The sequence below is a fragment of the uncultured Oxalicibacterium sp. genome (genome assembly GCF_913776015.1).
In the GTDB taxonomy this organism is placed as follows: Bacteria; Pseudomonadota; Gammaproteobacteria; order Burkholderiales; family Burkholderiaceae_D; genus Oxalicibacterium.
Genome location: NZ_CAJYMD010000052.1, coordinates 1 through 19320, shown reverse-complemented (window position 1 = coordinate 19320; position 19320 = coordinate 1). Strand labels below are relative to the sequence as shown.

The window sequence follows — 19320 nt, the reverse complement described above, 5'->3', positions numbered from 1 at the left end:
CCATGGGGCGAACCTTCCGCTCATCGCGCAACCGCTTCAAGCCCTATCGTTCAGATGGCAAGCCGAAACATGGCCCGCCGCCACTTCACGCAGCAGCGGCTGCTCTTCGCGACAACGCGGCATCGCATGCGGACAACGCGGATGAAAATGACAACCGGAAGGCGGATGCAGGGGAGAAGGAATTTCACCGTGAATCGGCGCAAACTGCACCTTCTTCGCCTCTAGTCTGGGTGCCGACGCCAGCAGGGCTTGCGTGTACGGATGATTGGCATGCGCGAACAGCGCATCGGTCGGCGCCGCTTCGACAATGCGACCCAGATACATGATGCACACGCGGTCGGCGATATGTCGCACCACACCGAGATCGTGGCTGATGAACAGATACGTCAGCGACAGCTCTTCGCGCAAACGCATAAAGAGATTGAGCACCTGCGCCTGGATCGAGACATCGAGCGCAGCCACCGCTTCATCGCAGACCAGCAGTTCCGGTTGCACCGCCAGAGCACGCGCAATACCGATACGCGCGCGCTGGCCACCCGAAAACTGGTGCGGAAAACGACGCATCACCGCCGGATCGAGACCGACCTTGCGCAGCAGATCGGCCACCGTCTGTTCCTGCTGCGCGGCAGCGATCAAGCCATGCGCAAGCGGCGCTTCACCGATTATGTCGCGCACACGCAAACTCGGATTGAGCGACGCGTACGGATCCTGAAAGATCAGTTGCATCGCAAGTTGCCGCTGACGTTGCTGTGCCGGGGCCAATGCAGTCAGGTCTTCCTCTTTCCAGAACCGCTTGCCGTCCGATAGCGTGTGCAGCCCGACCGCCATGCGCCCCAGCGTGGATTTGCCACAGCCCGATTCGCCGACCAGACCGACGACTTCACCCGCATGAATCGCCAGCGAGACCTGATCGACCGCATGCACCGTCTGCGGCGCACGCTTGCCGCCGAACAGATTGGCAATGCGTGCCACCGTATCGAGCGGATGCGCGAAGCGCTTGCTGACGTTTTCCAGCGCCAGCAGCGGCGCTACGGCATGTTGATGCTCAGCCATGCGCAACCTCGCTGGCGACGGTGTCCGGCATCAGCGGAAGAAAGCAGCGCCAGTTGCGCATCTGCGCGCCCTGCTGCTGCACGGTGACGGGCGGGACTTGCATGCACTGCGCCGTTGCGCGTGCACAGCGCGGGCGGAATGCACATCCCGCAGGCAAGGCCAGCAAAGACGGCGTGCTGCCGGCGATCTGGCGCAAGGGTTCGCCGCGTCGGTTGCGCGAGGGAGACGAAGCGATCAAGCCTTGCGTGTAAGGATGGCGCGGCGAATCGATCACCTGTTGCACGCTGCCGCTTTCGACCACGCGCCCGGCGTACATGACGCACAGATCGTCAGCCAGGCCGGCGATGACCGACAGATCGTGCGTGATCCAGATCAGCGCCGTACCGGCTTCGCGGCACAGCTTCTGCATCTCGTACAGGATCTGTCCCTGGATCGTCACATCGAGTGCGGTGGTCGGCTCATCGCAGATGATCAGATCGGGTTCGTTGAGCAAGGCAATCGCAATTGCCACGCGTTGCCGCATGCCGCCTGAAAATTGATTCGGATACGATTGCAGGCGCTCATCGGGCGATGGAATACCGACGCGCACCAGCGCCTCGCGCGCCTTGGCTAGCGCGGCACTCTTGCTGACATCGCGATGTGCACGTACCGCCTCGATCATTTGCGTATCGATGCGCAGGACCGGATTCAGCGTCATCATCGGATCTTGAAAGATCATGGCAACGCGATTGCCGCGGATCGTCCGCATGTCGTGTGCCGATTTTTTCAGCAAGTCTTCACCATGCAACAGGATGCGGCCGCCAACGATTTCGCCGGGTGCGTCGATCAGGCGCATGATCGAATACGCCGTCATCGATTTGCCCGAACCCGATTCGCCGACGATGCCGAGAATGCACCCGGCACCGACCGAGAACGACACATCGTCAATTGCGCGAGCAATGCCGTCGCGCGTGGCGAATTGCATCTGCAGGTTCTGCACGTCGAGGACAGGCACGGTTTGGGAAGAAGGCCTTGTCATTGTGTCTGCAACCTTGGATTGAGCACATCGCGCAACTGGTCGGCGACCAGATTGATGGCGACCACTGTCAGCAATAGCACCAGCCCCGGAAACACGCTGATCCAGTATTTACCCGACAGCAGATAATCGAAGCCGTTGGCGATCAGCAGACCCAGCGACGGTTCGGTGATCGGCATGCCGAGTCCGAGGAAAGACAGCGTGGCTTCGAGCGAAATCGCAGACGCCACCTGCAAGGCGGCAATCACGATCAGTGGCGGCATGCAATTGGGCAGCAGATGCCGAAACACGATGCGCCACGGCGACAGGCCAAGACCACGTGCCGCCTCGATGTATTCCTTGCCGCGCTCAACCAGTGCCGCGCTGCGTGCCGTACGGGCATAGTAGGCCCATTGCACGGCTACCAAGGCGAACAGGATCTTGTCGATACCGGGGCCGCTCAGTGCCAGCAGAATCAGCGCCACCAGAATCGGCGGGAACGACAACTGGATATCGGCCACACGCATGATGACGGCATCGACAAGACCGCGAAAATAACCGGCGAGCAAACCCAGAACCAAGCCGAGACTCAAGGCAATCGCGGTACTGCCAAACCCGACCAGCAGCGAAATGCGCAAGCCGTACAGAATCGCCGACAGCATGTCGCGCCCCTGTTCATCTGTACCCAAAACATACGTCATGCCGCCATGACTTGCCGCTTGCCCCGGATCGAGACGCGAATCGAGAATGTCGATCTGCGCCAGATCGTAAGGATTCTGTGGCGCGATCAGTGGGGCAAACAAGGCGGCCAGAATCAATATGACAAGCGCTACCGCACCGGCCAAGGCCACCTTACTCGCGCGAAAATCACGCACAAAACGGCGCAACGGCGCAGGCGCGGCAGGCAAGGTCTCCTCTTGCAGCGGTGCAGTCGGCAATGTGCTCATGCGCGCCCTCCTTCCACATCCGACAGCCGCACACGCGGATCGAGCAAGGAATAGACGATATCGACCAATAGATTGATGACGACGAACAACACCACGATCAGCATCAGGTAACTGACGATGACCGGACGATCGAGCACCCGAATCGAGTCGATGATGAGCTTGCCCATGCCGGGCCACGCGAACACGGTTTCCGTGACGATGGCAAAGGCGATGATGGAACCGAACTGTAGCGCGATGACCGTGACGACGGGAATCAGGATGTTCTTCAGCACGTGGACACCGATGATGCGTGCATTCGACAAACCCTTGGCACGCGCGAAGCGCACGTAATCCTGCAGAAGAGCTTCCTGCGCACCAGCCCTTACCAGCCGGATCACGAGCGCGATGTTGAACAGCGCCAGATTGAAAGCCGGCAGCGCCAGATGGCGCAAGCCATCGAGCGTCAGAAAACTCAATGGCACACCGAATACATCAATCGTGTCGCCGCGCCCGCTGGCCGGTAGCCAGCCGAGCTGTACGCCGAACAGCATGATGAGCATGAGGCCAACCCAGAACGTCGGCAGCGAGAAGCCAAGGATCGACACCGTCATGATGCTGCGACCGATCCAGTGTTGCGGATACAAGCCGGCCATAAGACCGAGCGGAATGCCAAGCACGATGGCGATCAGGATGGCCGCGACTGCCAGCTCCATCGTGGCCGGCAGCCGATCCAGAATCAGATCGAGCGCCGGTGTGCCGAACACGAAGGAATTGCCGAGATCGCCCGACACGGCACTGCGCAGGAACAGGAAATACTGATGCCAAAAGGGCTGATCGAGTCCGAAGGCGGCAATGATGCGGGCGCGCTCAGCCTGATCAGCATCGGGACTGAGAAGAATGTCGATCGGATTACCGATCATATGGATGCCGACGAACACCAGCAGCGACATCGCCAGCAGCACGAGCACGCTTTGCAGGGAGCGTCGGATCAGGAAATCGATCATGGCGCACCTGCGGTTGTCATGAGAAGAACAGGAATGTGCGAGTGACAGCCCACGTCATGGCATGCAACGAGATGCACATCAGCAGGCTGGTGAACAAGGATGTTCATTCGCCCTCCTTCACTGCGCGGAACTGATGCGCGAACGTGAATTCATCAGTACGCGCCGTGTACGTCAAGCCTTGCCGCATGCCCCAGGTTGCGTACTGATGATGCAAGGGCACGACCGCGTATTGCGTGAGTGCCAGTGCCATCGCCTGCTGCGCGAAACCATTGCGCTTGCCTTGATCGACCGACCCCAACGATGCCGCAATCAGCTTGTCCACTTCGGGATTGCTGTACTTGCCCCAGTTCCATGTGCCCCAGCCAATCGCGGGATTCGGTGTACCAACCAGCGTGCGCAAGCCGAAGTCGCCGGCCAGTGTGCCCCAGCCGAGCAAGGCCATGCTGAACTCGCCTTTGCGCGCGCGCGCAAAGTAGACCGACAGTGGCAGCGTTTCGACACGGGTGCGAATACCGATGCGATTGAGAAACTGCGCCATGGTCTGCACGACCTGCTCGTCATTGATGTAACGGTCATTGGGACCGTGAATGGTCATGGCAAACCCATCGGGATAACCGGCTTCGGCCAGCAGTTTCCTTGCAGCTTCGGGATCATAGGTGTCGACCGGCAACGCCGCGTTATAGCCGACGAGGCCGGGCGCAACGATATTCGACGCCGGTACCGCCAACCCCTCCATCGTGCGTTCGACCAGCGCCTTGCGATTGATCGCCAGCGAGATGGCCTTGCGCACGCGCACATCCTGCAAGGGATTGGTCGCCAGCGGCTTGCCGGCCAGATCGGTCACATAAGGCGATGGGGCGGCCCGCTGATCGACATGCCAGAAAATCGTGCGCCATGAGATTTTTTGGGCGAAGCGAAACTTGTCGCTACGCCGCAAGCGCGATAGATCGGCCGTCGGTACCGCTTCGATTGCATCCACATCGCCGGACAGCAATGCCGCCAGACGCGAGGCCGAGCTGGCGATGATGCGGAAGGTCACCTTGTCCCAGTCGGATTTCGCACCCCAGTAATCGTCATTGCGCACGACTTCGATGCGGTCACCACGACGAAAGCGCGCCAGCTTGTACGGTCCGGTACCGATCAATGCCTTGCCGCTGTTGAAATCGGCGGTAGTCGCCTGTTGTGCAGCCTTTTTCGAGACGATGTAAATCGCACTGACGTCGAGCGCCATCGGACCGTAGGGCGTCGCCGTCTTCAGGCGCACCGTGTATGGATCGACAATCTGCTTGGCAACGATCTGCTTGGTATAGGCGGTGAACGGGCCGGGGCTGCGCGTCAGCGTGGCGGGACGATCCAGCGAAAAAATCACATCCTCGGCAGTGAACTCGGAACCGTCGTGGAATTTCACGCCACGCCGCAACGTGAATTCCCACGTCGTGGCGTCGACGGCGCGCCATGCCGTCGCCAGACCCGGAATCAGTTGGCCATTGGCATCGATATTGACGAGCGCATCGAAGAAATGGGCAGACATGCCGACATTGGGTGCGATGTTCAGATAATGCGGATCGAGCGAAGACACATCGGCTGCCAGCCCGATGCGCAAGGATGCGGCCTGCGCGGACGGCACCATGGCAAACAGCGACAACGCTATCGTCAGCGTTGCGCCTGCCAGCTTGCGCCTGAATCCGAACATTTTTTCTCCCTGAATCGATAAAGCCCGTTCGCGCATGGCAGCGCATGAATCGGCACCTCTCGCCGCATCCACATGCCCAGCCTCTGGATGTCACGTGGAAATATCATCGCAAAATTGTCTAACGCGCCTTTGAGCGTCAGCACTGCGCATCGGCGAACAAGGGTGTACTGTAAAGTATCGATCGTGTTTGTGCTCGGGCACTTCGTCGTGCATGCCATAGTCATAGACGTACTGACGCAAACATCAACCTGCCCATGTGGAGCCTGCCATGCGCCTTGCCTTCTTGCCCGCCGCCCTGCTGATCACCGCCACCCTTGCGCTCGCAACCGGCTGCGCTTCGCCGCCACGCGTGGAGCTCTACGGCAATCCGGCCCCTTCCGCCGCTGCCCAGCGCAGCATCGTCATCACTCCCGAAACCCGCTGGGTCAATGTGGAAGGTGGCGAAATCGTGAACTTCATCGTGGGCGACAAGATGTTCGCCTGGGATTTCTACGTCGGCACCACGATTTCGCACTTCGATCTCAATGAAGTGGCCCCGGCAGGCATTCTCGACCATCGCGTGACCGCCTATGTGTCGCCGGATCCGCGCTATCGCGGTAGCGGGCTGGAGTAAATCGGTCCGACATGCAGCAATACATTGCACAGGTCACCGTCTTCCAGAATCGAAGATTGTGCCCTGCTCAACCGTGTCACAAGATGATGGTCTGAATGGCAGTGACCTTTACTATCCTTGCCTGAAGCAGGCTTACACGCATCGGCAGTCTCAGCAACGCGATACTCATCTGCATGAGTCAGGAAAAATCAAGGCGCGATTACTATCATTCTACGTGCCATACCTTCTCTGACAGAAGGTATGGCAAACCGGGAAAAGCCTCGGCAAAAAGCAATCGCCTCGACTCGCGCAAATAGCGCACCACAAAGCTCATCGGAACGCTCGCGCATTTCACTGGTCCACTGATCTGATGCAGCGCAGTCGATGCATGCAGCACTGCCTCTGGTCCGTTTGCCCGCCTTCAATCCTGTGCCCCGACGATATGCCTGCTTCCAAGCAAACACTTGCTGTGCTGCATCGCTTTCTCGGGCGCTTCGTTGACATCGCGCCGCAAGAGATGCGCGCAACGCTACTCGGCTTCACGTGGTTCTTTTGCCTGCTTGGCGGTTATTACTTGCTGCGCCCCTTGCGCGATGCGATGGGCCTGGCGGGCGGGGAGGAAGAACTGCAATGGCTGTTCACGGCAACCTTCCTCGCCATGCTGACGCTGGTGCCGCTGTTTGGCATGCTGGTGGCACGCTTCCCACCACGCCGCTTCGTCCCCATCGCCTATCGCTTCTTCACGGCAAGCATCCTGTGCTTTTGTGTGCTGATCGCCGCCGACGTGCAAGGCATGTGGGTGGCACGTGTGTTCTTCGTCTGGATTAGCGTATTCAATCTGTTCGTCATCAGCATTTTCTGGAGCGTGCTGGCGGACTGTTTCAGCAACGCACAGGGCCGTCGCCTGTTCGGCTTTATCGCGGCGGGTGGCACGGCAGGGACTTTCGTCGGCCCGGCACTGGCCGCCACGCTGGTAACGGCACTCGGGCCTGTTGCCCTGACGCTGGTCGCGGCTCTGATGCTGGAGATTGCGCTGCAATGTTTCTACCGACTCATGCCGCGATCAGCCGCACTGCCATGCGCCAATGCGCATGACGATGCCAACTCCACACCAGCGCCAAAAGATGATCACGCTACACGTGCAATTGGCGGCAACGTCTTTGCCGGTCTTGGTCTTATCGTACGTTCGCCTTATCTGCTGGGCTTGTGCGGCTATTTGCTGCTGCATACGGCCGCCTCCACCTTTTTGTATTTCGAACAGGGACGCATCGTCGCGTCCTCCTTCGCGGATACCGCATCGCGTACGCGTTTCTTCGCACTGGTTGATCTCGGCGTGTCCAGCTTTACCCTGTTCCTGCAGCTATGCATAACCGGACGATTCATCCGCCACTTCGGCTTGGCCAAGGCACTGCTGGTTTTGCCGTTGGCATCGGCACTGGCATTCATGGCGGTCGCGCTGTCACCAACGATATGGGTTCTGGCTGCCGCACAGGCATTGCGCCGCGCCTTCGATTACGCGATCGCACGGCCGGCGCGCGAAGTGCTGTTCACCGTGGTCGCACGTGAAGCCAAGTACAAGGCAAAAAATGCTATTGAAACCGTGGTCTATCGCGGTGGTGATGCCCTAAGCGGCTGGATCTCGGCCGGCCTGGGCATGGTGGGCGTCGGTTTTGCCGGCCTGGCCCTGCTTGCCGTGCCGCTGGCAGGATTATGGGCAGCGCTTTCTGTCTGGCTTGCGCGACGGCAGGAGCAGCAACTGCATGCCCGTAATGCCACGTCGACTCATGCATCGAGGACATCGACCGATGCCGCCTTTCCTTCCTGATCGAAAAGGAGTTCACATGCAGAAGTTTTCTACCGACCTGACACGCCGCGACGCACTACGGCGCTTAGCCGCTTTATCAGCAATCGCAGGCACTGCTGCCTTGCCATTGCGCGGCCATACCCAATCTGCCGTCACGAGCAACGCACCCATGCTCACAAGGGCGATTCCCGCGACGGGAGAAGTCTTGCCCGTCATCGGCTGCGGCACCTGGATCGGTTTCGACCATGCGCCTGGCAGCGCCGAGTACCAGCGCTTGCCAGGCGTATTGCAGGCCCTGTTCGCCGCTGGTGGGCGCGTGATCGACAGTTCGCCGATGTACGGCCGTGCCGAACAGACCACGGGTGAGCTGCTGGCTGCAAGCATGGGTGCTGCCAGACCTTTTCTCGCCACCAAGGTCTGGACCCGTGGCCGGGAAGCCGGTATCGAACAGATGGAACGCTCGTTTGCCCATTTGCGCACCAGTACCATCGACCTCATGCAGATCCACAATCTGGTGGACTGGCGCACGCATCTGGCCACACTGCGCGAATGGAAAAGCGCGGGCCGCATTCGCTATCTGGGCATCACCCACTACACCCCCAGTGCCTTCGCCGAGGTCGAAGCAGTACTCCGCGCAGAAGAACTGGATTTCCTGCAGATCAATTATTCGATCGATGACCGCGCGGCCGAACAGCGCCTGCTGCCACTGGCAGCTGATCGTGGCGTGGCTGTCATCGTCAATCAGCCTTTCGGGGGCGGCGGTCTGTTGCGTACATTGCGCGACAAGCCACTACCCGCGTGGGCCGGCGATCTGGCCTGCACCAGCTGGGCGCAAATCCTGCTGAAGTTCACACTCAGCCATCCAGCCGTTACCTGCGCCATTCCCGGCACCAGTCGCCCCGAACACATGGCCGACAATGCACGCGCCGGTTTCGGCCCATTGCCGGATGCAGCTTTCTGGAAACGCCACGCATCCGATTTGCGCGCATGATGCAACGCCAATAACGGCGTCATGGCGCAGCGCGCTTGACCTTCCCACGGGGAGAAGGTCGATACTGTGGTCAAACCATGTTGCAACCGGCAATACCTCGCCGGGATGCAATGTGATCATCTTGTGCCACTGATCCTTCGCTATCGGAGAAATTGCCATGTCCGCGCCCGTTTCACCTGCCTTTCGTCGTTTCGTGCTTGCCGTTGACGGCATGACGTGTGCCTCTTGCGCGACACGTGTGGAAAAAGCTGCGAGCAAGGTGGATGGCGTACAAAGCGCCAGCGTCAATCTGGCAACCGACTCGCTGGCAATCGAAGGCTCGCCGCAACTCGACCTTGCCACCGTACGCAAGGCGATTGTCGATGCCGGTTACGATGTGCCGACCGAGGAAGTGCTTCTGCAAGTCGGCGACATGACGTGCGGTTCCTGCGTGGGTCGCGTCGAAAAGGCGTTGCGCAAGGTCGACGGCGTACTGGACGTCAGCGTCAATCTGGCGACCGAACAGGCACGTGTACAGGTCGTGCCCGGCACCACGGCGGCGATGCTGGCGGCGGCCGTGACCGAGGCCGGTTATCACGCCACGCCAACTACCTCATCGCACGACAGTGAAAAAACATCCGCTTCCAGCACGCATGAATGGTGGCCAGTCGCGCTTTCAGCCTTGCTGGCCGTGCCGCTGGTTGCACCCATGCTGCTGCAACCCTTTGGCGTGCACTGGATGCCCAACGGCTGGTTGCAATGGCTGATCGCGACACCGGTGCAATTCTGGCTGGGCGCGCGCTTCTATCGCGCCGGCTGGCACGCAGTGAAAGCCGGTACCGGCAACATGGATTTGCTGGTGGCACTGGGCACCAGCTCCGCTTACGGTCTGAGCATCTATCTCTTGCTGACCGCGCATGAAGGCCATGTTCCGCATCTGTATTTCGAAGCGTCGGTAGTCGTTATCACGCTGATTCTGCTGGGCAAATGGCTGGAAGCGCGCGCCAAGAAACAGACGGCCTCGGCGATCCGCGCGTTGCAACAATTGCGGCCCGATACGGCACGCGTACGACGCGATGGCAGCGATGTGGACGTGGCAATCGATACGGTTCGTATCGGCGATCTGGTCATCGTGCGTCCCGGCGAACGCATTGCCGTCGATGGCTGCATCGTCGAGGGCAGCAGCCATGTCGATGAATCGTTGATCACCGGCGAAAGCATGCCGGTCGCCAAGGATGTGGGCGATCGTGTCACGGGTGCCTCGATCAATGCCGATGGCATGCTGCTGGTAAAGACCGAAGCCATTGGTGCTGAAACCACACTGGCACGCATCATCCGTATGGTGGAAAACGCACAATCGGCCAAGGCACCGATCCAGCGACTGGTCGATCGCGTCAGCGCGATCTTCGTGCCGGTCGTACTGGGTATCGCTGCAATTACACTGATCGGCTGGTGGCTGGCAGGTGCCAGCACGGAAACCGCCATCCTCAACGCCGTGACCGTACTCGTGATTGCCTGCCCGTGCGCACTGGGGCTCGCCACGCCAACTGCCATCATGGCCGGCACCGGCGTCGCCGCACGTTATGGCATTCTGATCAAGGATGCGGAAGCGCTGGAAGTCCTGCATCGCGTACAAACAGTGGTGTTCGACAAGACCGGCACCCTGACCGAAGGCAAGGCGCGCGTAGCGGAAGTACAGGCTTACGGCATCGCCGAGGAAGCCTTGCTGCAACTGGCAGCTGCCATCCAGCGTGGCAGCGAACACCCGTTTGGCCGCGCCGTGCTGCAGCACGCCGAGGAACGCCGCATCGCGATGCGCGAAGCGACCGACGTGCGCGCATTGGCCGGTTTGGGCTTGCGTGCCAGCATCGAGGGTGAACAATACCTGCTTGGCACGTCGCGCCTGTTGCAGGAAAACGGCATTGCCCTCGATGTCAAAGCAGCCGCGGATGCACAGGTTCTGGAGCGCAACGGTCGCAGTCTGTCATGGGTCGCGCGCCTGACGCCGTCATCGCAGGTACTGGGCTTCATCACCGCCAGCGATACGATCAAGCCGAGTGCGGCGCGCGCCGTCACACGCCTGCACGCACTGCATGTGGATACCGTTCTGTTGAGCGGCGATAACCAGGGCAACGCCGATGCGGTTGGCCAAGCGCTCGGCATTAAACGCGTGATCGCGCACGTGCTGCCTGCCGAAAAAACCGCAAAAATCGCCGAACTCCAGCAACACGATCGCATCGTTGCCATGGTCGGTGATGGAATCAACGATGCGCCAGCCTTGGCCGCAGCCAACGTCGGCATCGCCATGTCTACCGGCACCGATGTCGCGATGCACGCCGCCGGCATCACGCTCATGCGCGGCGATCCGGCGCTGGTGGCCGATGCCATCGATATCTCGCGCCGTACCTGGAACAAGATTCGCCAGAACCTGTTCTGGGCCTTCATCTACAACGTGATCGGCATTCCGCTGGCTGCATTCGGTCTACTCAATCCGATGTTTGCCGGGGCTGCAATGGCGTTCAGCTCGGTCAGCGTGATCAGCAATGCGCTGCTACTGCGACGCTGGAAACCGCAAGCTTGAGCGCGTGAACCGCCAAACACGCAGCCAATCTGCTGCCACGCGATGCCTGGCCGGTGTCGTCATGCATTGCGCGCTACACTTATCGCCTCGCTCTGGAGGAGTTACCATGAATATCGGTCAGGCCGCCGCTGCTTCCGGCATATCGGCCAAGATGATCCGCCACTACGAAGCCATCGGGCTGATCCCGCCGGGTGCGCGTACGCAAGCCGGCTATCGCGTCTATCACGACAAGTATCTGCACACGCTGCGCTTCATCAAGCGTGCGCGTTCACTGGGATTTTCGCTCGAACAGATTCGTACCCTGCTCTCGCTCTGGCAGGACGCGCAGCGTGCCAGCGCGGATGTGAAGGCGATCGCCCTCGAACACGTGGCGGAACTCGACAAGCGCATCGTCGAACTCACTGAAATGCGCGACACCCTGGCCGATCTGGCACGCTCATGCAGTGGCGATGACCGTGCTGAGTGCCCGATTTTGCGTGGACTCGAAACGGCGGAACCTGCTGATTGCTGTGCATCTGGCGGAAAGTAGGCACTTACAAATACACTCTCCTAAGTGCGCATCTCACTGAGATACTGACCTATCTTGCAGAAGAAAGTCTGGCACCCATCACGCGAAAACGGGCCTGTCGGCCCGTTTTCATTGCTGCATCTGGTTGATACCGCAGATTAATGCGTCCTGCTTCACATCAGACAGCATTGCCCACCACTGGATAACCCGCTTCCTGAATCGCCGCTACCACTTGCTCACGCGAGGCATCCGACGTCACTTGCACGGTTTTGGTCGCCAGATCAACTGCCACACTCGCCTGCGCATCCACCGCCTGAACCGCCTTGGTCACCGCATTGACGCAATGGCCGCAACTCATGTTTTCGACTTTCAACGTGATCATGATTTCTCCTTTTTCGATCTGCCTGCAGGATAAGCCTTCCCATCATGACAAGGTCAAGCTCGCGCGACGTGAAAGGCATGCGACGCATTCTCGGCAATAAAAGCCTTTGGCCCGACTATTGCTTGCTGTCAATTACACGATCTGTACGGCTTCGATTATGAAATTTGCACCGAAATTGTGCAAATCGCCGCCAGTTCTGGGACCCGACATGACTTTCGCCACATGACCGCGACAGGATGGGGTGAAAAGGTCAAATAAGGTTTCCTGCTTGCAGGAAGCAACGCTACGATATTCGATTCCGATAAGATCGATTGCCGGACAAGCCTTGCAGGACAAGGGTATGGCAGCAATGCCTGTTGACGATATTGACATGGACCACGCTGTGAGTAATTCCGAACCCCTCAAAATGGAATCTCTGCTGGATCATCTGGTGGAGATAACCGGTCATCGCGACCACGATCTTCTCGATATTTCCGTCATGAGCGCACTGATCAACATGGTTGGTGTCAGCGAGGCGCGCGCGCTGGAACTGTTCCAGACGCGTGGCGAACTCATGGTCCGCCCCCGCGTTTGGATTGCCGCCGGCAAGGTCTACACGATGGATAACGAATTCATCTCGTCCGATGTCGGCGAGCCGATCGTTGCCTACCCATCGCTAGTGACCTGCATCGCGCAACGCAAAAGCCGTTACGAAGAAGTGCGTACGGACGGCCATCGTTCGCTGTGGGTACCGATCTGGCAAAACGACAAGGTATCGACCTGTCTCGAAATCGTCCACGACAAGCCGTTCAGCATGCACACACTGCAAGTCATGGAAGGCATTCTGAGCGTCTACCGCAATTATCAAAGTCTGCTCGAATACAGCGAACGCGATTCACTGACCGGTCTTCTCAATCGCAAAACCTTCGATGAACGTTTTGCCCGCCTGGCCAACAGCAAGCTCAATGAACCGGCCGACAAGAATGATCGCCGCCAGGCGCATGAGAATAAATCGCAATGGCTGGCAGTCGTCGATATCGATCACTTCAAGCGCGTCAATGACGTGTTCGGCCATCTGTATGGCGATGAAGTACTGATTCTGGTCGCCAACATCCTGCGAGCCTCCTTCCGCGCGCAGGACCGTATCTTCCGCTTCGGCGGCGAGGAATTCGTTATCCTGCTGCGTGCCACCACGCTGGAAGATGCGCATATGGTGTTCGAACGCTTCCGCATGAATGTCGAAAAGCATCATTTCCCGCAAGTTGGCCAGATCACGGTCAGCCTCGGCTTTGCCGCCATCACACCGGAAACGCCGGTTGTGATTCTCGGCCACGCCGATCAGGCGCTTTATCACGCCAAGGAAACCGGTCGCAATCGCGTTTGCCATTACGACGACCTCGTCAAGAAAGGCGTGATTGATCTCGGCAAACAGAACGAATCCTCTGTCGAGATTTTTTTCTGACGCTTCTTTCAGGAAAGCGGAACACAAACGTGCGCGACAACACCGGCAGCAAGCGCCGGTATCAGCTCAAGACGTTATCGCACAAGACCGGCCAATATCAGCCCTTCTTTTGTTGCTAACCAACTGTCGGCAGGTTTCATCGAATGCGAGGATAATCGTGCTTCTGCCGCGCCGCCCTTCGTCGCGGTATTCACCGATCTTCGCCTACCGCCATGAATCCTGGCATCCTCTACGCCCTGTGCGCCTACATGACATGGGGCATGTTCCCCATTTACTTCAAGTCGCTGCAGGAAATACCGCCGCTTGAAGTACTGCTGTACCGCATGGTATGGGCACTACTGTTCCTGATGCTGGTATTAACCGTGCGTCGTCAGTGGGCGTGGTTGAAACCCGTGTTGCATCAGCCAAGAGTGTTGGCCGGTTTCACGGCTAGTGCATTACTCTTGTCGAGCAACTGGTTTCTCTATATCTGGGCCGTCAACCACGATCGCGTGGTCGATGCCAGCCTTGGTTACTTCATGACGCCGCTCGTCAACGTGCTACTGGGTTCCATCGTGCTCGGCGAACGACTGCGCAAGCTGCAATGGATGGCGGTGGCAATGGCTGCCGTCGGCGTGCTGTGGTTGACGTGGCAAAGCGGTCATCCTCCGTGGGTCAGCCTGCTGCTCGGCATCACCTTCGGACTCTACGGTCTGCTGCGCAAGACCGCTGCGCTCGGCACGCTGGAAGGTTTGTCGCTGGAAACACTGGTTCTATTTCCAATCGCCGCCATTTCATTGACGATCATGACAGCACAGGGGGCACACGGTTTTGTCGATGCTTCCACCAGCACGCAATGGCTGATGGTTGCCGCCGGACCGATCACGGCAATTCCGCTCCTGCTGTTCGGTGCAGCTGCGCGCATGGTGCCGCTATCGACGATGGGACTGCTGCAATACATCACACCATCGCTGCAACTGATCTTCGGCATCTGGCTGTATCACGAACCCTTCGGCGGCGCGCGCCTGATGGGTTTCGTGGCGATCTGGATTGCGCTGGCGCTGTATTCGGTCGATGGACTCTGGAACAGTTACGGCAGGAAAAAAGTCGTGATCGTGAAATAGAAAACACGGGGAACATTCACATGTTGCCCATCAACCAAAAAGCGACGGTCATGTAGCATGATCGTCGCTTTTTATTTTGCAAATTCACCCGTGGCATGACACAACCATGCGCCACATCAGGCAGATTCCGCATGTACACAGCCGATGATGATGCGTGCAAATCAGATCAGAAACAGGCGTTGTCTGAGCACGTAGTGCGCGTTTCGCCCGTTTCCCAATTTGGGCGCGGCAGCGGGAACCCGAAGGGCTGTGTGCCTGCTGTCGCCTTCTTTTGCTTACTTTTCTTGGCGAGACAAGAAAAGTGAGTAGCCGCCGGGCTACCCCCGGCACGCCTCTCCGAAGAAATCACGCCATCACCTCCAGAAGTGGCGCAACTTTTCTGATAACGCCCATAACCTCATCAATCAAATCTCAATCTTCGTACCCAACTCGATCACGCGATTAGACGGAATCTGATAGTAGTCAGCTGCATCGCGTGCATGCCGCATCATGGTCACGAACAGATGCTCGCGCCACAAGGCCATGCCGCGTTCGGGATTCGGCACCACGGTCTGGCGGGCGATGAAGAACGAAGTTTCCATCATGTCGAATTCCAGCCCCTGATGGCTCGCCAGTTCCATCGCCCACGGAATGTCGGGTGTGTCCTTGAAACCGTAATTCACATACATCTGATAACAATCGTTGCCGAGATTCTGCACGCGAACCTGCTCGTCGGAGGCCACGTAAGGCAGTTCCATCATGTTCACGGTCAGGAATACCACGCGCTCGTGCAGGATCTTGTTGTGCAACAGGTTGTGCAGCATCGCATGCGGTACGCCATCCGACTCGCTGCGCATGAAGATGGCAGTACCCGGTACGCGGGTCGGCGGTGCAACGAACAGCGAAATCAGGAAATCCTCTAGCGGGATCGCATGCTTTTGCAGGTTTTCCACGACCAGTTCGCGACCGCGTTTCCAGGTCAGCATCATGATGAAGAGCACGGTCGCCAGCAACAGCGGGAACCAGCCGCCATGCAGCAGCTTGAGCATATTGGCCGACAGCAGGCTGACGTCGATCAGCAGGAAGAAACCGGTCGCCAGCACGCACAGCAGCAGGTTGTACTTCCAGCGATAGCGAATCACGAAGAAGGTCAGCACCGTCGTCACCGTCATGGTCGCCGTCACGGCGATACCGTAGGCAGCGGCCAGATTCGACGATGAACCAAAGCCGATCACAGCCAACATCACCACGATCATCAGAAACCAGTTCACAGCCGGCACGTAAATCTGGCCCATCTCGCTGGCCGAGGTGTATTCGATCTTCATGCGCGGCAGGAAACCGAGTGCAATGGCTTGCTTGGTCATCGAAAACGCGCCCGAAATCGTCGCCTGCGACGCGATGATGGTTGCCAGGGTGGCGAGGCCGACCAGCGGATAAATGCTCCACTCGCCCAATTGCTGATAGAAGGGATTGGATACGGCCGCCGGATTGGCCAGCAGTAGGGCGCCCTGCCCCATGTAATTCAGGCCCAATGCCGGAAACGCCACCATGAACCAGGCGAGACGAATCGGGCGTTTGCCAAAATGGCCCATGTCGGCATACAACGCTTCCGAACCCGTGAACGCCAAGACGATGGCTCCCAGCGCAATGAAGGCGAGCAGCGGATGGCCTTCGAGGAAATGCAGTGCATGCAGAGGATTCAGCGATTGCAGGATGCCGGGCATCGCAATGATATTGACCACACCCATCGCCGCCAGCGTGGCGAACCAGATCACCATGACGATACCGAACCACTTGCCGAGGCCCGCCGTACCGCGATGCTGGATCGCAAACAGGAATGCCAGCACGACCACGGCAATCGGCATCACATAAGGCTCGAAATGCGGCGCGGCCACACTCAAGCCCTCGACAGCGGAGAGCACGGAAATCGCCGGGGTGATCACGCTGTCGCCATAAAACAGCGTTGCGCCGAACACGCCCATGACCATCAGGGGGAAATACAGGCGTGACTGTCGCCCGACCGAAGACAGCGCCAGCGACAGCAAGGCCATGATGCCGCCTTCACCTCGGTTGTCGGCGCGCAGCACCAGCACCACATACTTGAGCGACACCACGATGATGAGGCCCCACACGATCAGTGAGACCACGCCGAGGACATTTTCGGCTGTCAGCGACAGACCGTGCCCTTCGGCAAACACTTCTTTCATTGCGTACAGCGGACTGGTACCGATGTCGCCGTAGACGATACCGACGGCTGCCAGCGTCAACGCTGCAATGCCGCTTTTCTTTTCTGATGAGGACAAGAACTTACTCCGGAAAGCAAGGGATGGCTCGCACCTTATTCCCAAGGCACTCCATAATGCAAGAAAATCCGGTCGTCTGCAGGGCGGCTGTTGCGGCCAAGGTAAAACGCCAGACATCCCATTCATCGCGTATTTACAAACGACAAAAACTGGTTGCCGTTTTTCGCCAGAAGCCGCCGATACCGATTGCCGCAGCGATCGGTTATCCTTGCACGACTTTTCCTCGCCTCATTTCAAACGGAATCCAATGGCCAATTACGTCTACACCATGAACCGCGTGGGCAAGATCGTCCCGCCCAAGCGTCAAATTCTCAAGGACATCTCGCTTTCTTTCTTCCCTGGCGCCAAGATCGGCGTGCTGGGCCTGAACGGCTCGGGCAAATCGACGCTGCTCAAGATCATGGCCGGTATCGATACCGACATTCAGGGTGAAGCACGCCCGGCACCGGGCCTGAACATCGGCTATCTACCGCAGGAACCACAACTCGATCCGGAAAAGACCGTGCGTCAGGAAGTCGAATCCGGCCTCGGCGAAGCTTTCGAGGCGCAGGCCAAGCTGGATGCCGTCTATGCTGCCTACGCGGAAGAAGATGCCGACTTTGATGCCCTCGCTGCCGAACAGGCACGTCTGGAAGCCATCATCGCTGCATCGGATGGCGGCAACCTGAACCTGCAGCTCGAAATGGCTGCCGATGCGTTGCGCCTGCCGCCATGGGATGCCAAGATCGGCGTGCTGTCCGGCGGTGAAAAACGTCGCGTCGCATTGTGCAAATTGCTGCTCTCCAAGCCGGACATGCTGCTGCTCGACGAACCGACCAACCATCTGGATGCAGAATCGGTCGAATGGCTCGAACAATTCCTGCTACGCTTCCCGGGCACCGTGGTCGGCATCACCCATGATCGCTACTTCCTCGACAATGCTGCCGAATGGATTCTCGAACTCGATCGCGGTAGCGGCATTCCATGGAAAGGCAATTACTCGTCGTGGCTGGATCAGAAGCAGGCACGTCTGAAGCAGGAAGAAGCAACCGAATCCGCACGCCAGAAAGCACTGGCCAAGGAGCTGGAATGGGCGCGCCAGAACCCAAAAGCGCGTCAGGCCAAGTCCAAGGCACGTCTGGCTCGCTTCAATGAATTGAGCGAATACGAATACCAGAAGCGTAACGAGACCCAGGAAATCTTCATCCCGGTCGCCGAACGTCTGGGTAACGAAGTCATCGAGTTCAAGAATGTCTCGAAAGGCTTCGGCGACCGCCTGCTGCTCGACAATGTCTCGTTTACGATTCCGCCGGGCGCGATCGTCGGCATCATCGGCCCAAACGGTGCCGGTAAATCGACGCTGTTCAAGATGATTGCCGGCATCGACAAACCCGATAGCGGCGAAGTCGTGATCGGCCAAACCGCGAAAGTGTCGCTGGTCGACCAATCACGTGACGATCTGGCCAATACCAAGACCGTGTTCGAAGATGTTTCGGGCGGCGCTGACATTCTTAGCGTCGGTCGCTTTGAAATGCCGTCGCGCGCTTACCTTGGCCGCTTCAACTTCAAGGGTGGCGATCAACAGAAGATCGTCGGCAATCTGTCCGGCGGTGAGCGCGGTCGTCTGCATCTGGCAAAGACGCTGCTCAAGGGCGGCAACGTTTTGCTGCTCGATGAACCGTCGAACGATCTCGACGTGGAAACCCTGCGTGCACTCGAAGACGCATTGCTGGAATTCGCCGGCAGCGTCATGGTGATCTCTCACGATCGCTGGTTCCTCGATCGTATCGCCACGCATATCCTCGCTTTCGAAGGTGATTCGCAAGTTGTTTTCTTCGATGGCAATTATCAGGAATACGAAGCCGACAAGAAAAAACGTCTGGGCGAAGAAGGCGCGAAACCAAAACGTATCCGCTACAAGCCACTGACAACCTGATCGATATCACGCAAACAAAAAGCCGCGAAGTTCGCGGCTTTTTGTTTGGCTGTTTCCAAAACGTATACACCC

General features: G+C 58.7%; 15 protein-coding genes. 8 read left to right on the top strand and 7 right to left on the bottom strand.

Translation table 11 applies throughout. The features are described from left to right. Positions 1–36: 36 nt before the first annotated feature. The 5 genes from QZ725_RS09050 to QZ725_RS09030 form a co-directional block, all read right to left on the bottom strand. Positions 37–1053 (bottom strand): ABC transporter ATP-binding protein, encoded by a 1017-nt coding sequence (locus tag QZ725_RS09050; RefSeq protein WP_293778697.1) that lies wholly within the window; start codon positions 1051–1053, stop codon positions 37–39. Further along, positions 1046–2071, bottom strand: a complete 1026-nt coding sequence (locus tag QZ725_RS09045) for an ABC transporter ATP-binding protein (protein WP_293778695.1) — start codon at positions 2069–2071, stop codon at positions 1046–1048. The genes QZ725_RS09050 and QZ725_RS09045 overlap by 8 nt, the downstream gene beginning before the upstream one ends. Continuing rightward, positions 2068–2994: an ABC transporter permease gene (locus QZ725_RS09040; RefSeq protein WP_293778694.1), complete on the bottom strand. Its 927-nt coding sequence runs from the start codon at positions 2992–2994 to the stop codon at positions 2068–2070. Before QZ725_RS09040 ends, QZ725_RS09045 begins: the two co-directional genes overlap by 4 nt. Then, positions 2991–3977: an ABC transporter permease gene (locus QZ725_RS09035; protein WP_293778691.1), complete on the bottom strand. Its 987-nt coding sequence runs from the start codon at positions 3975–3977 to the stop codon at positions 2991–2993. Before QZ725_RS09035 ends, QZ725_RS09040 begins: the two co-directional genes overlap by 4 nt. 103 nt (positions 3978–4080) lie before the next feature. Continuing rightward, positions 4081–5670: an ABC transporter substrate-binding protein gene (locus QZ725_RS09030; protein ID WP_293778690.1), complete on the bottom strand. Its 1590-nt coding sequence runs from the start codon at positions 5668–5670 to the stop codon at positions 4081–4083. Positions 5671–5938: 268 nt separating this feature from the next. On the opposite strand from QZ725_RS09030, the gene QZ725_RS09025 reads away from it, so the two are divergent. The 5 genes from QZ725_RS09025 (at position 5939) to cueR (ending at position 12146) form a co-directional block, all read left to right on the top strand. Next, positions 5939–6283, top strand: a complete 345-nt coding sequence (locus QZ725_RS09025) for a CzcE family metal-binding protein (protein WP_293778687.1) — start codon at positions 5939–5941, stop codon at positions 6281–6283. 421 nt (positions 6284–6704) lie between these two features. Beyond that, positions 6705–8087 carry an MFS transporter gene (locus QZ725_RS09020; RefSeq protein ID WP_293778686.1) on the top strand — a complete coding sequence of 461 codons (1383 nt, stop codon included), beginning with the start codon at positions 6705–6707 and terminating at the stop codon, positions 8085–8087. 148 nt (positions 8088–8235) lie between these two features. Then, entirely contained in the window at positions 8236–9057 is an 822-nt protein-coding gene (locus QZ725_RS09015; protein ID WP_293778711.1) for an aldo/keto reductase, read from the top strand. Positions 9058–9214: 157 nt separating this feature from the next. After that, positions 9215–11617, top strand: a complete 2403-nt coding sequence (locus QZ725_RS09010; protein ID WP_293778684.1) for a heavy metal translocating P-type ATPase — start codon at positions 9215–9217, stop codon at positions 11615–11617. A gap of 106 nt (positions 11618–11723) precedes the next feature. After that, complete coding sequence (cueR, locus tag QZ725_RS09005; protein ID WP_293778682.1) at positions 11724–12146, top strand: Cu(I)-responsive transcriptional regulator; 423 nt, start codon at positions 11724–11726, stop codon at positions 12144–12146. 157 nt (positions 12147–12303) lie between these two features. On the opposite strand, the gene QZ725_RS09000 is transcribed toward cueR, so the two are convergent. After that, positions 12304–12507 (bottom strand): cation transporter, encoded by a 204-nt coding sequence (locus QZ725_RS09000; protein WP_293778680.1) that lies wholly within the window; start codon positions 12505–12507, stop codon positions 12304–12306. 406 nt (positions 12508–12913) lie between these two features. Between QZ725_RS09000 and QZ725_RS08995 the strand changes: the two genes are divergently transcribed. Beyond that, entirely contained in the window at positions 12914–13948 is a 1035-nt protein-coding gene (locus tag QZ725_RS08995) for a GGDEF domain-containing protein (protein WP_293778677.1), read from the top strand. Positions 13949–14160: 212 nt separating this feature from the next. Further along, positions 14161–15051: an EamA family transporter RarD gene (gene rarD, locus QZ725_RS08990; protein ID WP_293778675.1), complete on the top strand. Its 891-nt coding sequence runs from the start codon at positions 14161–14163 to the stop codon at positions 15049–15051. A 404-nt stretch (positions 15052–15455) separates the two neighbouring features. On the opposite strand, the gene QZ725_RS08985 is transcribed toward rarD, so the two are convergent. Beyond that, positions 15456–17333: a potassium transporter Kup gene (locus QZ725_RS08985; protein WP_293778674.1), complete on the bottom strand. Its 1878-nt coding sequence runs from the start codon at positions 17331–17333 to the stop codon at positions 15456–15458. A 247-nt stretch (positions 17334–17580) separates the two neighbouring features. Between QZ725_RS08985 and ettA the strand changes: the two genes are divergently transcribed. After that, entirely contained in the window at positions 17581–19248 is a 1668-nt protein-coding gene (gene ettA, locus QZ725_RS08980; RefSeq protein WP_293778673.1) for an energy-dependent translational throttle protein EttA, read from the top strand. Positions 19249–19320 lie beyond the last annotated feature (72 nt).

Coding starts and splice junctions, on each gene's coding strand:
- QZ725_RS09030 (WP_293778690.1), bottom strand. CDS start 5,670: ATGTTCGGATTCAGGCGCAAGCTGGCAGGCGCAACGCTGACGATAGCG.
- QZ725_RS09050 (WP_293778697.1), bottom strand. CDS start 1,053: ATGGCTGAGCATCAACATGCCGTAGCGCCGCTGCTGGCGCTGGAAAAC.
- cueR (WP_293778682.1), top strand. CDS start 11,724: ATGAATATCGGTCAGGCCGCCGCTGCTTCCGGCATATCGGCCAAGATG.
- QZ725_RS09020 (WP_293778686.1), top strand. CDS start 6,705: ATGCCTGCTTCCAAGCAAACACTTGCTGTGCTGCATCGCTTTCTCGGG.
- rarD (WP_293778675.1), top strand. CDS start 14,161: ATGAATCCTGGCATCCTCTACGCCCTGTGCGCCTACATGACATGGGGC.
- QZ725_RS09040 (WP_293778694.1), bottom strand. CDS start 2,994: ATGAGCACATTGCCGACTGCACCGCTGCAAGAGGAGACCTTGCCTGCC.
- QZ725_RS09035 (WP_293778691.1), bottom strand. CDS start 3,977: ATGATCGATTTCCTGATCCGACGCTCCCTGCAAAGCGTGCTCGTGCTG.
- QZ725_RS09015 (WP_293778711.1), top strand. CDS start 8,236: ATGCTCACAAGGGCGATTCCCGCGACGGGAGAAGTCTTGCCCGTCATC.
- ettA (WP_293778673.1), top strand. CDS start 17,581: ATGGCCAATTACGTCTACACCATGAACCGCGTGGGCAAGATCGTCCCG.
- QZ725_RS08995 (WP_293778677.1), top strand. CDS start 12,914: ATGGAATCTCTGCTGGATCATCTGGTGGAGATAACCGGTCATCGCGAC.
- QZ725_RS09010 (WP_293778684.1), top strand. CDS start 9,215: ATGTCCGCGCCCGTTTCACCTGCCTTTCGTCGTTTCGTGCTTGCCGTT.
- QZ725_RS09000 (WP_293778680.1), bottom strand. CDS start 12,507: ATGATCACGTTGAAAGTCGAAAACATGAGTTGCGGCCATTGCGTCAAT.
- QZ725_RS09025 (WP_293778687.1), top strand. CDS start 5,939: ATGCGCCTTGCCTTCTTGCCCGCCGCCCTGCTGATCACCGCCACCCTT.
- QZ725_RS09045 (WP_293778695.1), bottom strand. CDS start 2,071: ATGACAAGGCCTTCTTCCCAAACCGTGCCTGTCCTCGACGTGCAGAAC.